The sequence below is a fragment of the Hungatella sp. SB206 genome (assembly GCF_051132295.1).
GTDB classification, from domain to species: domain Bacteria; phylum Bacillota; class Clostridia; order Lachnospirales; family Lachnospiraceae; genus Hungatella; species Hungatella effluvii.
On the sequence record NZ_CP096603.1, the window covers coordinates 4634122 to 4649229 of the forward strand.

The 15108-nt window shown below is 50.7% G+C and carries 15 protein-coding genes; 2 read left to right on the top strand and 13 right to left on the bottom strand.

Annotated elements, in window-relative coordinates; translation table 11 throughout:
- Positions 1–106: 106 nt before the first annotated feature.
- The 6 genes from M1L66_RS20520 to M1L66_RS20545 form a co-directional block, all read right to left on the bottom strand.
- Positions 107–760, bottom strand: a complete 654-nt coding sequence (locus tag M1L66_RS20520) for a potassium channel family protein (protein ID WP_055657071.1) — start codon at positions 758–760, stop codon at positions 107–109.
- Positions 761–1010: 250 nt separating this feature from the next.
- On the bottom strand, positions 1011–2366 hold the full coding sequence (locus M1L66_RS20525; RefSeq protein ID WP_055657067.1) for a TrkH family potassium uptake protein: 1356 nt from the start codon (positions 2364–2366) through the stop codon (positions 1011–1013).
- Positions 2367–2373: 7 nt separating this feature from the next.
- Positions 2374–3243: a metal ABC transporter permease gene (locus M1L66_RS20530; RefSeq protein ID WP_187019120.1), complete on the bottom strand. Its 870-nt coding sequence runs from the start codon at positions 3241–3243 to the stop codon at positions 2374–2376.
- The gene (locus M1L66_RS20535; protein ID WP_187019119.1) at positions 3243–3950 is read right to left on the bottom strand and encodes a metal ABC transporter ATP-binding protein; all 708 of its coding nucleotides are present in this window, start codon (positions 3948–3950) and stop codon (positions 3243–3245) included. Before M1L66_RS20535 ends, M1L66_RS20530 begins: the two co-directional genes overlap by 1 nt.
- Positions 3951–5000: a metal ABC transporter substrate-binding protein gene (locus tag M1L66_RS20540; RefSeq protein ID WP_002603448.1), complete on the bottom strand. Its 1050-nt coding sequence runs from the start codon at positions 4998–5000 to the stop codon at positions 3951–3953.
- Between the two features lie 38 nt (positions 5001–5038).
- Complete coding sequence (locus tag M1L66_RS20545) at positions 5039–5983, bottom strand: helix-turn-helix transcriptional regulator (protein WP_243007847.1); 945 nt, start codon at positions 5981–5983, stop codon at positions 5039–5041.
- A gap of 164 nt (positions 5984–6147) precedes the next feature.
- Here M1L66_RS20545 and M1L66_RS20550 point away from each other — a divergent pair, with 164 nt between their 5' ends.
- Positions 6148–7692, top strand: a complete 1545-nt coding sequence (locus tag M1L66_RS20550) for an alpha-amylase family glycosyl hydrolase (RefSeq protein WP_434687894.1) — start codon at positions 6148–6150, stop codon at positions 7690–7692.
- A gap of 88 nt (positions 7693–7780) precedes the next feature.
- On the opposite strand, the gene M1L66_RS20555 is transcribed toward M1L66_RS20550, so the two are convergent.
- The 7 genes from M1L66_RS20555 to M1L66_RS20585 form a co-directional block, all read right to left on the bottom strand.
- Positions 7781–8221 carry a flavodoxin gene (locus tag M1L66_RS20555; RefSeq protein WP_002603445.1) on the bottom strand — a complete coding sequence of 147 codons (441 nt, stop codon included), beginning with the start codon at positions 8219–8221 and terminating at the stop codon, positions 7781–7783.
- Positions 8222–8224: 3 nt separating this feature from the next.
- The gene (locus M1L66_RS20560; protein WP_055657052.1) at positions 8225–8824 is read right to left on the bottom strand and encodes a DUF3793 family protein; all 600 of its coding nucleotides are present in this window, start codon (positions 8822–8824) and stop codon (positions 8225–8227) included.
- A 174-nt stretch (positions 8825–8998) separates the two neighbouring features.
- The gene (locus M1L66_RS20565) at positions 8999–10021 is read right to left on the bottom strand and encodes an LCP family protein (protein ID WP_187019116.1); all 1023 of its coding nucleotides are present in this window, start codon (positions 10019–10021) and stop codon (positions 8999–9001) included.
- 182 nt (positions 10022–10203) lie between these two features.
- The gene (locus M1L66_RS20570) at positions 10204–10896 is read right to left on the bottom strand and encodes an HAD family hydrolase (protein ID WP_434687897.1); all 693 of its coding nucleotides are present in this window, start codon (positions 10894–10896) and stop codon (positions 10204–10206) included.
- A gap of 24 nt (positions 10897–10920) precedes the next feature.
- The gene (locus M1L66_RS20575) at positions 10921–11904 is read right to left on the bottom strand and encodes a Gfo/Idh/MocA family protein (RefSeq protein ID WP_434687899.1); all 984 of its coding nucleotides are present in this window, start codon (positions 11902–11904) and stop codon (positions 10921–10923) included.
- A gap of 38 nt (positions 11905–11942) precedes the next feature.
- Positions 11943–12863 (bottom strand): transposase, encoded by a 921-nt coding sequence (locus M1L66_RS20580; RefSeq protein ID WP_434687901.1) that lies wholly within the window; start codon positions 12861–12863, stop codon positions 11943–11945.
- Between the two features lie 473 nt (positions 12864–13336).
- The gene (locus tag M1L66_RS20585) at positions 13337–14209 is read right to left on the bottom strand and encodes an aminoglycoside 6-adenylyltransferase (RefSeq protein ID WP_187019111.1); all 873 of its coding nucleotides are present in this window, start codon (positions 14207–14209) and stop codon (positions 13337–13339) included.
- A gap of 134 nt (positions 14210–14343) precedes the next feature.
- Between M1L66_RS20585 and M1L66_RS20590 the strand changes: the two genes are divergently transcribed.
- Positions 14344–15102, top strand: coding sequence for a DUF305 domain-containing protein (locus M1L66_RS20590; RefSeq protein WP_434687903.1), 759 nt, complete (start codon positions 14344–14346; stop codon positions 15100–15102).
- Positions 15103–15108 lie beyond the last annotated feature (6 nt).

Genomic DNA, 15108 nt, shown 5'->3' on the forward strand with positions numbered 1-15108 from the left:
GGGTTTTTATTTCATAGGATGAACCTACCTGTGAAACCAAAAAACGCCGCCCCACCAGAAGCTGACCGGTGGGACGGCGATATTATTTACCCGAACTTTGAGCACATCATTTCATCTTTTCCAGGATATTGTCAATATCCACCTTTTTTCCAATTACCATCAGATGCTCCTGCGCCTGAATGACATAGTCGGCCGGGGGCATAAGCTGGGCTTTTCCCTCGCGTTTGATGCCCAGGACGCTGATGTGGTAACGGTTGCGGATATCGGCCTCGCGGATGGTCTTGTGGATCCATTCCGGAAGAGGCGGGATCTCGTAGATGGAGTATTCCTGCGTCAGTTCAATGTAGTCAAATACGTGGTTGGCGCTGTAGCGGACCGCCATCTTTTCTGCAATGTCACGGTCCGGATAGATGACCTCGTCCGCGCCGTTTCTGAGAAGGAACTTGGCGTGAATGTCGCGGTTCGCCTTGCTGATGACACGGCGGCCGCCCAGCTCCTTTACAAGGCTGGTGATCTCCAGACTGCTCTGGAAATTCGTTCCGATACAGACGAAACAGATGTCGAAGTTGGCGATTCCCAGGCTTCGTAAAACCGCCTCGTTGGTACAGTCTCCGATCTTGGCGCTGGTCACGATGGGAAGCAGGTCCTCTAATACCTCTTCCTTCTGATCCACCACCATAACGTCATTTCCCAGCATGGCGAGATTTTCGCAGAGATGGTGGCCAAACCGTCCCATTCCTATGATTAAAATTGATTTCATATGATATTCTCCTTTGCTTCGCAGCATATTATTTCAACATTCATAAGCAGATTCCCTCACCTCTAAGGTGGCGGGTTATAGCAATCTTTATTCAGTGGTGGTGCAATCCACTTCTGAATATTAAAGCCTCCGGCGGATGTGCAGAGCGCCCCAGTGTATGATGTCATGCGGGGCATGACGGGCGCTCGCACCAATTCGCCGAGGCGAATTGAATACATGATCTCTTCACTTACAGGCACCGGCTGCGGGCTTACCCGATATTGATCGCCTCCGCAGGCTGCTGTACATGGGGCTTTCTCTTGGACTGGACAAAGGCCAGGGCAAAGGAAAGGCTTCCGATTCTGCCGCAGTACATCAGAAGAATGATGATGCAGCGCGATACCGGATGGAGCGCTCTCGTGATTCCCGTGGTCATTCCGACCGTACCGATAGCGGAAAACGTCTCAAACAGGATATCGGAAAATCCCAGCGGCTGTATCGCCATGATGGCCAGCGACGCCGTGACTGCCAGCAAAAGGTTGATCGTCAGAATCGTTCCGGCACGCTTGACCGCGTCGTTCTCCAGCCTCCGGCCGAAGATATTGATCCCGTACGTCTGCTTGATATTGGAATGTACGCACAAGAGAAGGACCACCAGGGTCGTCGTCTTGATGCCGCCGGCAGTGGAGCCAGGGCTTCCTCCGATGAACATCAGGATGATGGTCAGCAGCTTGCTTCCATCGGTTAAGGCCGCCGTGTCCGTCGTGTTGAAGCCGGCCGTTCTGGCCGTCACTGAGCTGAATAAGGAGGTCAGGATCTTTCCGCTGGTATTCATTCCCACCAGAAGATGATTCCTCTCCAGCAGATAAAACAGCAGTCCTCCGCCGAAGACCAGGATCGCGGTGGTGACGAGTACAATCTTCGTCTGAAGCATATATTTTCGGAAATGCAGCTTATTCCGGCTTAAATCATCCCAGACGATAAAGCCGATACCACCGATAATAATAAGGGACATGATGACCAGATTCACCAGCCAGTCATCGTAATAGGCTACAAAAGAGCTGTACGGTGTCTGCCCTCCCATCAGGTCGAAGCCCGCGTTGCAGAAGGCCGATATGGAATGGAAAATACCGTAGAACAGTCCCCGTAAGAAACCAAACTGGGGGATAAAGCGGATTGCCAGAAGCACCGCGCCCGTTCCCTCAAAGATACAAGTGCCGATGATAATCTTCTTCGCCAGGCGCACCACCCCGCCGATCTGCAGGGTATTGACGCTCTCCATCATGAGTCCGCGCTCCTTCAGGCCGATCTTACGGCGGAGAACGATGGAGATGAAGACGCCCACCGTGATAAAACCCAGACCGCCGATCTGAATCATGGTCAGTATGACAAGCTGGCCAAATAAGGACCACTGGCTCCAGGTATCCGCCACCACAAGGCCCGTCACGCAGGACGCGCTGGTAGCCGTAAACAGACAGTTTAAAAATGGCTCCGACTGTCCGTCGCGGCTGGCAAAGGGAAGCATGAGAAGAAGTGTTCCCGTTATGATAATGCAGAAAAATCCATATGCAATAAACTGTGTCTGGCTCACATGGCGCCGGGCATGAATTAATTTTTTCTCATCCATCTTGCTGCTACTGCCTTTCTGCTTCCGTATTTTCACTTAATTCCGGCTTTTTTCCGCCGGTTCGGAATTTGAGCGCCCACTCTGCCCCTGTAAAGAGCAGAAATGCCGCCAGATTGACGACAACGACGCTGGCTCCCGCCGGTGTGGAGAACCGGTAGGACATCACCATGCCGATACAGAAGCACACCACGCCCAGCACGCCGGAGGACAGCACCACGCCGCGGAAGCTCTTAAAGAGCCGCATGGAGGTGAGCGCCGGAAAGATAATCAGGCTGGAAATCAGCATCGCTCCCATCATCCGCATTCCAAGGACGATGGTGATCGCCGTCAGAATCGCAATGAGCACATTGTACCACGAGACGTTCACGCCCGTGGCTCTGGCGAAATTCTCATCAAAGGTCACTGCAAAAATCTTATTGTAACAGATCAGAAACAGCCCCAGAACCACGACGCTTAAGATCACGCTTAAGCTGACATCCGTCCTGCTCATGGCAAGAATACTTCCGAACATGTAGCTGCTCACATCGGTCGTCATACCGGTCGTCATGGAGGTGACGATAATACCGATGGCAAGGGCCGCCGCCGATATCATGGCGATGGCCGCGTCACTCTTGATCTTCCCGTGCTCCGTGATCCTTAAAAGGAAGAACGCCGCCAGAACCACCACGGGGATGGATACCTTTAAGGGGGACCATCCGGCCGCTACCGCGATGGAGAGCGCGCCGAAGGACACGTGGGACAGACCGTCCCCAATCATGGAATACCGTTTCAGCACAAGGCTCACACCCAGAAGAGACGCGCAGAGCGAGACGAGAATTCCGCCCACTAAGGCCCTGACGAGGAACGGGTATGAAAGCATCTCACTCACCATTTCCATCAAAGCTCACCTCCCAGATAAATGTGGCCCGCGCTGCTCTTCAAATACTCCTCCGTCGCGCCGTAGAACAGCACCTCTCTCTTTAAATGAAGAATCTTTTTCGCCTGCTTCACCACATTTGTAATATCGTGGGATACCATTAAGATCGCCACGCCCTCTTTTTGATTCAATTTTCGGATAATCTCGTAAAATTCCAGGATTGCCGAAGGGTCCAGGCCCGTAATCGGCTCATCCAGGATCAGCAGCTTGTCCGTGGCGCACAGGGCCCGGGCAATCAGGGTCCGCTGCTGCTGTCCGCCCGATAAGTCGCGGTAGCACTGGCCTGCCAGCTCTGCGATTCCCAGCCGCTCCATGTTCTTTTCCGCCAGCGCCTTTTCCTTTCCTGAATAGAAAGGCTTGTTTCCGCGCCTGCTCAAACAGCCGGACAGTACGACCTCCCCGACCGTAGCCGGGAAATCCTTCTGCGCCGCCGTCTGCTGCGGGAGATAACCGATCCCGCTCTTTTTCAGTTCATCCGACACGGATATGGTGCCTTTCGTCGGCTTTAAGAGTCCCAGCATTCCCTTCATCAGGGTGCTCTTTCCGGAACCGTTCTCTCCGACGATGCAGACGTAATCACCGGGATTCACCTCCATGGTAACGTCCACCACGGCATCCTGGTTTTCATAGCCGAAATCCGCATGGCTGCATTGTATCAATGAATTCATTTATTCCAGTCCTTTTTTCAAATTAATCACATTCTGTTCCATTAAGTCTAAGTAGGTCACACCGCTGTCAAATTCCCTCCTGGTCACATTGTGACAGGAATGCAGTAAGAGCGGTTCTGCGCCCGTTTCCTCGGAGATGATCTCCGCCACCCGGTGGCTGGTCAGCTCCGGATAGTAGATGACCGGAATCTGTTCTGTCTTCATCTTATCGATGAGGTAAGCGATGGTTTTGGCGCTTGGCTCCGTATCCGTACTGCATCCGGAAAATGCAGCCCTGTAGCGCAAACCATACTCATCCGCAAAATAACGGTAAGGGAACTTATCCCCCACGATTATCATGTTCCTCTTTTCATTGGCTGTCACGTCACGAAACTCCTGATCCAGCTTCTCAAGCTTCAACAGATAGCTCTCCGCATTCGCTTCATAGGCCGCCCGGTTCCCGGGATCTGCTAAAGCCAGGGTCTCTTCGATGCCCTTCACCAGCTTCATGGCGTTCACAGGCGAGGTCCAGATATGTTCGTCGTATTCGATCTCTTCTCCATGGCCGTCGTCGTCATACAGATCATGGCTGTAAAGGTCATCGTGGCTGTGGTCGTGGTCAACGCTATGGTCGTGGTCGTGGCCATGCGCCTCCTCTTCCATGCCTTCCACAATCTCCTCCTGAACGGTATCCACGTAATCCATCCCCGTCATGACCGCCATGTGGGAGGTATCGACCGCCGATAGGACCCGCTCCAGCCAGTGTTCCATGGCTCCGCCGTTGCAGATCAGCACATCGGCGTTCTGAATCGTGATCATGTCGGCCGGCGTCGGCTCGAAGGAATGGCTGTCCATGCCTGCCGGAACCACCATGGTCAGGTTAATATGCTCACCGGCAATCTGCCTGGTAAAATCGTAGTAAGGAAACAGCGTTGTCACCACATTCAGCTTCCCGCCCTCTGCTTCCGGCTCCGCTGAGGGAATCTGCCGCCCGGCACATCCCGTTAAAATCATAGCCAGAATCACGGTTCCGATGCAGAACTTCCGCGGGATTCTTCTATTTTTCTTCATTCATTACGTCTCCAATCTGATTCCATCTGCATAGTATATCACATTTTACAGGACAGGGAAAGGTTTTCCAGGCTGTTTTTCCGGTAGCTCCCCGGCGTCACTCCAAACCGTTCCTTAAATACCTTATTAAAATAAGAAATGTTCCGGAAGCCATTTTCCAGCGCAATATCCATCACCTGCCGTTCCGTCTCCACCAAATCGGCCGCCGCCCTGGTGATCCGGTAATGGTTGATATACTCTATGCAGGTCATGCCTGCATACCGCTTAAAGAAATTCATAAAATGAGTCTGGCTGAAATGGCAGACCGATGCCAGCTCCTCTATGGATAACGTTTCCCTGTAATTTGACTGAATATACGAAAGAACCTCTTTTAACTTCTCCTCGGCGCCGGATTCTCCGTTACTTCCCTCGTGCTTCGCCGCACATCCGTACTGGTACAGCAGGCGGAAAAACCGCATGAGCAGTTCCTTCGTGTACAGCTCGTACCCATACTGCTTCTCATTAAAGCATTTTAAAAGAAGGACAAAACACGCCTTCATCTCCTCATAGCCAGCTGTCCCCGGCTTCACGACCGGAAGGAAACGCAGCTTCCCGGACTGGACCGGGTTTAAGAACTTCAGGGTACAGGCATCCGGAACCTGGTAGCCCAGGAAGTCGAGATGAAACACGAGGCTGTCCGACACCATGTCCTTCCCCGGCATCTCATGGGCAGAATGGAGCATGTGAGGAGAAATCAGAAGCAGATCCCCTTCCTCTACCGAAAATGTCTCAAAATCGATATCGTAATAGATGGCCCCCGACCGGATCAGGGTGATCTCCATCTCCTCATGCCAGTGCAGGGAGAGATTTCTGTACGAATTCGGCACGGAACAGTGGTAATAGCGGACCGGCATCAGCGCATCCCCGTGATTTGTCTTCTCTTTATAGTCCGGCATCCGCCCGCCTGTGCTCCCAGTCTTAAGCCCCGTTCTCTCCATTTCCATTTATCCTCCCCATTATCATAGAATTGTGTTACTATCCGGTATTATTTTGCAAGATTTTCTTTCTTTTTTATAGTATATTATTAATATAGCAGATGTCAATAGCATCGTTGACAGGAATTATGAATGAGCCATCTGAACTGTTACATTAAAAGGAGGAAATGGTCATGCCGCAATGGTTAAAAGACGCAGTATTTTACGAAATTTATCCCCAGTCATTTCAGGATACCAACGGGGATGGGATCGGTGATTTTCAGGGAATCACCGGGAAGCTGGACTACATAAGGGACTTGGGCTGCAATGCCCTTTGGATCAATCCCTGTTTCGACTCCCCCTTTAAGGACGCGGGCTACGATGTACGGGATTATAAGAAGACAGCCCCCCGCTACGGAACCAACGAAGATCTGTACCATCTGTTTGAGGAGGCCCACAAAAGGGGGATACGCGTGCTGCTGGACCTCGTTCCCGGCCACACCTCCGAGGAACACGAGTGGTTTACCATGAGCCAGAAGGCGGAGACCAACGAATACTCCAACCGCTACATCTGGACCAATCACTGTTTCGAGGGCGCCAAGGGCTTTCCGTATATCGGCGGAGAGAGTGAACGCAGCGGCGTCTATGTACTCAACTTTTTCAAATGCCAGCCGGCCTTAAACTACGGCTTCTTAGATCCGAAGGAGCCGTGGCAGCTCCCCACCGATCATCCGGACTGTGCCGCCACCAGAGAGGCCATGAAGGATGTCATGCGTTTCTGGCTCGACCGGGGGTGTGACGGTTTCCGTGTGGACATGGCTGCCTCCCTGGTGAAGAACGACGATGAGGAAAAGACCGGCACCTGTGCCATCTGGCGAGATGTCAGGGAAATGCTGGACAGCGACTATCCGGAAGCCGCCATGGTTTCCGAATGGGGCAATCCACGGCTCGCGCTGAAGGCAGGCTTCCACATGGATTTCTTCTTAAATGGACGCGGCAATGGTTACAGCACCCTGATGCGCGACTATGAGAGCCAGGAGGACCACAGCTTCTTCAAAAAGGACAGCCACGGAGATATTACAAGGTTCTTAGACGATTACCTGCCCAAATATGAAGCTTCGAAAGAGGACGGTTACTTCTGTCTTTTGACCTGCAATCACGACACACTCCGTCCCCGCTATAATCTGGATGAGACCGAGCTGAAGCTGGCCTTTGCGTTCATTTTTACCATGCCGGGCGTTCCCTATCTCTATTACGGCGATGAGATCGGAATGCGCTATTTAGAGCTGGCGACAAAGGAAGGCGGCTACTTCCGAACCGGTTCCCGCACACCGATGCAGTGGAACAGCGGAAAAAATGCGGGCTTCTCCGATGCGGATAAAGACAGCCTCTATCTCCCAGTTGATGAAGCCTCCGACGCGCCCACCGTGGAAAATCAGGAATCCAATCCGGATTCCCTGCTCCACACCGTTAAAGCCCTGCTGGCCCTGCGCCATGATCAGGCAGATTTACAGGCCGACGCGGTATTCGAGCCGCTCTATGCCAAAAAGGGAGCGATGCCCTTCGTATACCGCCGCGGCGCACTGACCGTTGCGGTCAATCCGTCCGGCGAGACGGTCACGGTACCTTCTGACGGTCAGAAGTCTGCCATCTACTCCATCGGCAGCGGCAGATGGGAGAACGGACAAATCGTTCTGGAACCGCAGTCATTCGTAGTGCTGGGGCCAAATACACCGTAGGAAGCACTGCCAAATGCTCCTAAAAGAATGGCCGGCAGGAATTATATGAAACGATTCCTGCCGGCCAACTATTAATCTTAATCTCAGGTTAAGCCTGAGCGCCAAGCTCCGCCAGCGCTTCTCCCAGGTTCTTAAGCTGCTTCTCCGCGTCTCCGTCCGGGGATTCCAGAGCGATGACGCCCTCACCGCCGACGATCTTCGCGCCGCGCTCCGCCATGCGCTTCTCCCACTCGCGCATCCAGTCGCCGCCGCCCCATCCGTAGGAGCCGAACAGCCCGACGTGCTTGCCTTCCAGAGAACCGGATATCTCCTCGATTAAGGACTCCATGCTCTCATCTAACTCCTCTGCGCCGCAGGCAGGACAGCCGAGTGCAAAGGCGGAAGCCTCCTTTAAGTGATCCGGATCTGCGCTTCCAATCTCTGTAAGTATCGGGTTTCCACCCTTTCTCTCGATTCCGTCTGCAACGTGCTTTGCCATTTCCTCTGTATTTCCTGTTGAACTAAAATATACTACATAAATATCGCTCATGTTTTATTCTCCTTTTCTTACCGCCACTTCATACAGGCGGCTTCCATTTATGATCTGCTGCATGGCGGCCTCTCTCGCCCGGTCATACCGGGTAAATTTAAGCCTGGCCTGCGCAGGATTGTGATATACTTTCCAGTAACCGGTAAACAGGAATTTCTCTCCGTTGTAACGGATAAAATCCTTGACATCCTCGACCGGATATTCCAGCAGAACGCCCAGTTCGTGCGGAAATTCTCCGCTGCCGGCCAGATACGCGGTATATTTGCGTTTTAATCCCATGAGAATGGAAGCCAGATCAAACTGTACATATCCGCAGGATTTTAAAAATTTTCTGATTTCCTTATTTGCCAGAAGTGCTTTCAGCATGGGGAAGCGGTACAGAAACAGAACCTCTGTCCTGTCGCCGGCTGCCAGCATGACCGCAGTAATTTCTGTGCCTGCAAGGGCGCTTCTTACGGTTTGCAGTGATCCCTTTGCCATGGTCACAAGATTAGACGCCTTAATTCCCTTTAATACGGGGGCGCACTGGATGGAAACCTGAAACTCCAGCCTTCCTGCGTGGCTGCACTCTGAAATATATGACATAATTGCGTCTGTTGACATCCGTTTCACTCCTTCCGCTTTCTCATTATCCCCGGAGTAAACTTATTTTATCTATCCAGATTTTTGAAAGCCGCAAGTTAGTTATTGCTAACTTCATATAGATTAGCATATGCTAACTGTTTTTTCAAGTGTTTTTTTACTTTTTATGGTTTTGCGGAAGCGGAGGCTGAGCACTTACCTTTTTCTGGTGTGAAGCTCGATCTGCTCACTGATCTCCTCCACCTGTTTCGACGGCACATAGTCCTCCTCGTCAAATAAAAACTGATGAAGACGGATTACATTGTCTCTCAGAGTGACCGGTATGACGCAGTCCTTCTTTCCCACCAGTGCATCCTTCAGTTCAAATGGGAAGCCCTCGGTCTCCGTTAAATGGAATTTCGACACAGTGCCCGCCAGAGAGAGAATATCCTTCATCCCCACGCTGGAAGACACGGAAGGGAGTATGGAAAATGCCAGCTGACGCACTGTTCCCAAATCGGCCTGCTTTAACTTCTCCAGCACCAGCTCCGCCACCAGCCGCTGCCGTTTTGTCCTCATAAAATCCGTATCCATCTTCCGCAGCCTTGCATACGCTACGGCCTGCACCCCATCCAAATGGTTCATTCCCGGCTTCTTCAAATGGTGGGAACCGACTCCTGTGGACTCCACGGTCTCTGTAATAAAGCCATTGATGACCTTAAACTCCTCCGGACTGATCTCCACGTCGATCCCTCCTAACAGGTTAATCGCATCTGCCACGGCCTTCCAGCTGAAGGAAACGTAATCGTCGATATTTAAGTCCATATTTTCGCTCAGCGCCCAAATAGCCTGAGCCGGACCGCCTTCAAAATAGGCCTGATTGATCTTATCGTATTTATTCTTTTCATCAATCTTTACGTAGGTGTCCCGGTAAACCGACACCATTCGGATTTCTCCGGTCTCCAGATTGATATTTAATACCATCTCCATATCGGACCGCGTGCCTTTTCCAAGCTTTCCCTCCCTGGAATCCACCCCAAACACGGCCACCGTCCAGAACCGGTCCATCGTCTCCTGGGCCACCTCGCTTATATTCGTATTCTGGATCTGTTCCATTGGCACCTCAGGTATTGGCTCCTCCTGATGCGTCACATTCCAGGCATACCCCAGCATGTTTCCGAAAAGTGCGGCCCATACAGCGGCCAGTATCACAAATCCCCATTTCCAGTGCTTTGCCATGTTTCCTCCTTGGATTGATGAGTTATCCCGTAAAATATCGTTTCTGAGCCGGCTGGCCAGGCGTCCTGCACCGGAGCACGACACCCGGTAAAGGGCAGAAAAAAGAGAGACCTCTCTTTCAGCTCAGAGCATCTCTCTTTAGTTTCCTGTCTTTTTTTAATTTTATTCATTGTTTATTTGTTTCATCTTTCCCCCACAGAGGCGGGAGAATTCTCGTTTGTTTCGTTAAACAGTGATCTGATTTCATCCGGATGGCTGATGATGTATTTCGGCTTAAATGCTTCCAGCTCTGCCCTGTCCCGGAATCCCCACAGAACACCCACGGTGTCCATGCCTGCGTTGATTCCCGTCTTCATGTCGGTGTTCGTATCTCCAAAGTAGAGGCATTCCGACGGCTTCACATGGAATTCCTCCGCCGTCTTAAGGACGCCCTCAGGGTCCGGCTTACACTTCATGCCCTTTCCCTCCCCGGTTATCTTATCGAAAAAGCCAGGACCATAGACGGTCTCAACACACTCGACGGCGCGGTCATGGGCTTTGTTTGTCACCACCGCGATCCTGATTCCCTTTTCCTTCAGCATCTTTAAAAATTCCGGTATCCCTGCATACGGTTCCATCTGATATAAGCAGTATTTCTTAAACATCTCGTCATAGACCGTCAGCGCTTCCTCGTAGTGCGTAAGCTCTGTATCCCCACAGTAAACCAGCGTCCGTTCCACCAGCTTCTTATAACCGTCTCCTACGAAATACCTGACGTGATACTCATCAATAGGGCCGTAGCCAAACTGTTTTATCGTCTCATTCACCGTCTTCTTTAAAGAATGCAGTGTATTGATAATCGTTCCATCCAAATCAAAAATACAGCACTGATACATTATTTTGTCCTCCATATTCTGCCCTTACTTCTGTGTTCCAGCCTGTTCATCCCGCTCTTCCCACTGCTTCTGCACACCGCTTAAAAGCCACATAACATCCCTGGAAAGGGCCATGCTCTCTGACACAAGGTGCCCTGATACGGCTTTTTCCATATCCTCCACCTCGTATTCCAGCGCCTTCCTGCTGTCGCCGCAGGCGATCTCCTCTCTCCGTCCGTCTGCCGTATAGACGATGGCAGCCCGGTCCGCTCTCGGATACTCCGTGACCTCGATATATCCCAGTTCTCCGGCTACCACGCCGCGTTTTGGCTGCTTGGCCCTCATGGAGAGCGCGATAACCGCCATCTGCCCGTTCTCGCCCATGAACACGATTCCGGACTGTTCGTCCACTCCGGTCTCGAAACGCTTCACGGCTGACAGAACGGTATCCGGTCTCTCATCCAGAAAATACCTAGCAAAGGACACGGCGTACGTTCCGATATCGAGAAGCGCTCCCCCGGCCAGGTCTTTACAAAAGAACCGGCTGGTCACATCGTAGGGCTTACAACTTCCAAAATTGACGGAAATCGTCTTCACCGGCCCGATCGCCCCCGAAGCTACGATCTCCTTAAGCTTTTTATAGAGAGGCATATGGAAAATCGTCATGGCCTCCATAACCACCACGCCCTTTTCCTCAGCCAGTGCAGCCGCTTGCTCCATCTCCGCGGACGACACCGTAATGGCCTTCTCACAGAGAACATGTTTTCCAGCCAGGACCGACCGCCTGATGAATTCAAAATGCATGTTGTGAGGCGTTGCTATGTATACAATATCCACATTTTCATCCGAAAGCAGTGCATCTGCGTCCGCGAACGCGTGAAAAACCCTGTTCTCCGCCGCAAAGTGCTCCGCCTTCTCTCTGCTCGTTCCGCAGACACCATAGACGGCGCCGCGGCACGCAGTCAGGGCCGACGCCATCTCCCGCGCAATTAATCCTGTTCCTATGATTCCCCAATTATATGTTTTCATAATTTATGTCTCCTTAATGACAAATTTAATCCTCTGCGTTACCGCGTGTCCTGTTTTCTCCACTTACGGAACCATTGTCTTACCAATTCTATGTCTTCCTCACACAGGCCGGCTGTATCCTCCTCTGACATTCCACGTAAATACATATTTCTGGCAACAATCTGCTTTGCCTTTAATTCACCTTCACGCCTTCCCTCAAGTTTACCCTCAAGTCTGCCGTCTTCAATCATTCCCCGTATGGCTTCACACATATTAATCTTCCCGCCTTTCTCTCTGTACCTTTCCTTTACGTCTTCCAGTTCTTTCGAATGAGCCATGACAGCAATTACATCATAGGCATCTTCGCTCAGGTGTTCAAAGCTGTCCTGATTTTCTGCGACATAATTACGTACCGCAGTTTTATCTCCGGAAAAGCCAATAAATCCGAATACTTCCCTCAAATCAGTGTTAAACTGGTCGATATCTTTAAAACGTCTGACCTCCAGAATATGAAGACGATAATTGTTAAACAGATCTTTCAGCATTTCCGGAACTTCATCGAAATTAATAAGCGAATAAAGGTCCTTTGCACCATCCCATGTTTTCTCACCATAGTACAGAACAATGGTAAAAACAGCGTTTAACCTGTCTTCCTTCCTGAAACTGCCAAGAAACTCCCCCTTATCCAGTCCCTTAACCTTTTGGTTCTTCTTCTGGATTCTCCTCATCTGCTCATCATATCCGGCTGCGTCCTCAAGCATTACACGCACTGGCATACTGTAGTGAATCTGATCCTGATGTTCCAACGCTATTACTACAAAATTCACTCCAAGAACAACTCTTTTTACTGCATCTCGATATTTTTGAACTGCAAACTGCTTTTTAAGATTTCCGAGAATCCCTGTTATCCGAGTATTTTTATCTAAAATATTCTCGCCGGATATGACTGGTTCGCCACGAAACACAAAACCATTAATCAAATCCGCATACCGGTCCTCGTCTTCAAAATACCTGGCTAATGTTATATCTCTTTTCCCCATATGCACACCTCCTGTTTCTTTTACAACGCAGAGAGGCTATGGGGCCTTCAGTATGATTATATAAAAATACTGTGTAAAATACAAGTACAGGAGCCAATTTTACGCAATCTGCCGTTATAACTTACTATATTAAATTTTACTTTTTGGAATTACTCCGGCGATATGCCGTTACTAAGAATATGCGAAAATATTTTGAATCATTTGAATAAACCAGCAACACTGTTGATTGTATGTAACAGATTACCATATATGGGTAGAAATTGCAAGAAATATAAAACGATTCTTTGATATCGTGAACATTATATCAAAGTTATAAAGCAGAAAGATTTTCCGCTCTGATTATAATTTCAGATCAGACAAAATCCTTATTCAGCAGCGGAAAAATCACTTGTAATCCTATAAAACTTACAAACTCACAAAACCTCTTTCGCATCCTCCGGCAGTCCCTTAACATGGCGGAAAAACCCCAGGCTCGCCTCCGCTTCCTTCACATCGTACCGAAATCCCAGCTGTTCTGCCACCGCCAGGGCTGTCTCATGAAACAGCACGCACATGGCATCGGCTGCCTCCCACATCTCGTCCAGCCTGCCGCCCGCGTACGTCCGGATCAGCCGGTCCCAGTCCTCCTGTGATAAGCTGCGGTTCAGATACTTTCCGGATTTCCCCGCACTGCAGGTAAAATTCGTCTGAATCCCGGCCTTCCAGGACAGAAGCGTAATGAGCTGGGGGCGCACATGGAGATTCACAATGTCCTGCGCATACGGCACCTCTTTTCTCCACAGTCCCTTCGCTGCATTGTTCAGGCACCACCAGAATTCATTGCATACAAAGAGAAACTGGCTCTCCTCCGGCCGTTTCACCCGGTATTGCTCCGCCGTCGGTTCCGGGGCTTCAGCCAGACAGCCCGCCTTATCATACAAAATCCGGAACATCCGGTCCTCCTCCATCATCTGCAGGGAGTAGGAAAGCGTCTGTACATGAAGGTCGAGGCGGTTTCCATCCGCAAACTGCATGAGCCAGCCGTAGCAGTTTTCCACATCCGAGGGAAACTCGTCGTTCTCCTCCGGATACTGCATGTAAAGGCGGTCTCCAAACCGGTCGATCCACGTTCTGTCCTTCCGAAAGCTTTCCGTCTCCTTCACGACGAAAGCGATATCATAATCCTGAAAAATATCCCTTTCCGCCTCCGGATTCACCCGGGATCCATTCATATAAACGGCGAGAATGCGGCCGTCCGCCTTTGCCGTATCGATTATCATTGTATACATTTCCTGTTCGGTCCGCATAGAAGACGCCTCCTTTTTATCCTTATTTTACCAGACCATCCATTCCTGCACAAGATTAGATTTTCCATCGTGCATAAACCTTCCATCACTACCTCATACTAAGATTACCGATAAGAAATGGAGGAAATGGGATTATGAACAAAAATATGAAATACTGGGCGACTGGAATCATTGCCGCCATCGTTATCCTTGCAATAGCCGCCTTTGCCGCGGCCGGAAGCAGAAAAAAGGCGCCGATTCCGCCCGCACCGGCGGAGATGGAAAGCAGCAGCCAGACCGCGGAACAATCGTCCGGTTCGGCGGAAAGTAAAAACAGTATGGACCATAGCGGTCACGGCGGCAGTGACGCAGCCTCTGACGACGACACCAACCGCTACTTACAGCGCCAGGATGAGATCATGATGGACATGATGCATGACATGGAGAACATTCCCAAGACAGGAAATGCATCCATCGACTTTTTAAACGGCATGATTCCTCATCATGAGTCCGCCATCGAAATGGCCGACAGCTACCTCGAATACGGCGGAAGCAATGAAAAGCTGAAAAAACTGGCCGAAAACATCAAAACCACTCAGACAGAAGAGATTCAGCAGATGAAGGATCTGATCAAAAAGTATGAGGCGGAAGGCCACAACGATGCAGACCAGGAAAGCGCCTATTTGGACGAATACGACAAGATGCTGGAGCATGACCATTCCATGAGTAAGTCAGGCACCGACAGCCTCGATCATGCGTTTGCCGAGGGCATGATCATGCATCACCAGATGGCGGTTGACATGGCCAAATCCATCCTCGAGTACACCAATTACGAGGAGATCAGGACTCTCGCCCAGAACATCATCGGTGCTCAGGAAAAAGAGATCGAAGAAATGAAGGAATTCACCTCTTAATTAAAA

Coding starts and splice junctions, on each gene's coding strand:
- M1L66_RS20520 (WP_055657071.1), bottom strand. CDS start 760: ATGAAATCAATTTTAATCATAGGAATGGGACGGTTTGGCCACCATCTC.
- M1L66_RS20525 (WP_055657067.1), bottom strand. CDS start 2,366: ATGGATGAGAAAAAATTAATTCATGCCCGGCGCCATGTGAGCCAGACA.
- M1L66_RS20530 (WP_187019120.1), bottom strand. CDS start 3,243: ATGGAAATGGTGAGTGAGATGCTTTCATACCCGTTCCTCGTCAGGGCC.
- M1L66_RS20535 (WP_187019119.1), bottom strand. CDS start 3,950: ATGAATTCATTGATACAATGCAGCCATGCGGATTTCGGCTATGAAAAC.
- M1L66_RS20540 (WP_002603448.1), bottom strand. CDS start 5,000: ATGAAGAAAAATAGAAGAATCCCGCGGAAGTTCTGCATCGGAACCGTG.
- M1L66_RS20545 (WP_243007847.1), bottom strand. CDS start 5,983: ATGGAAATGGAGAGAACGGGGCTTAAGACTGGGAGCACAGGCGGGCGG.
- M1L66_RS20550 (WP_434687894.1), top strand. CDS start 6,148: ATGCCGCAATGGTTAAAAGACGCAGTATTTTACGAAATTTATCCCCAG.
- M1L66_RS20555 (WP_002603445.1), bottom strand. CDS start 8,221: ATGAGCGATATTTATGTAGTATATTTTAGTTCAACAGGAAATACAGAG.
- M1L66_RS20560 (WP_055657052.1), bottom strand. CDS start 8,824: ATGTCAACAGACGCAATTATGTCATATATTTCAGAGTGCAGCCACGCA.
- M1L66_RS20565 (WP_187019116.1), bottom strand. CDS start 10,021: ATGGCAAAGCACTGGAAATGGGGATTTGTGATACTGGCCGCTGTATGG.
- M1L66_RS20570 (WP_434687897.1), bottom strand. CDS start 10,896: ATGTATCAGTGCTGTATTTTTGATTTGGATGGAACGATTATCAATACA.
- M1L66_RS20575 (WP_434687899.1), bottom strand. CDS start 11,904: ATGAAAACATATAATTGGGGAATCATAGGAACAGGATTAATTGCGCGG.
- M1L66_RS20585 (WP_187019111.1), bottom strand. CDS start 14,209: ATGCGGACCGAACAGGAAATGTATACAATGATAATCGATACGGCAAAG.
- M1L66_RS20590 (WP_434687903.1), top strand. CDS start 14,344: ATGAACAAAAATATGAAATACTGGGCGACTGGAATCATTGCCGCCATC.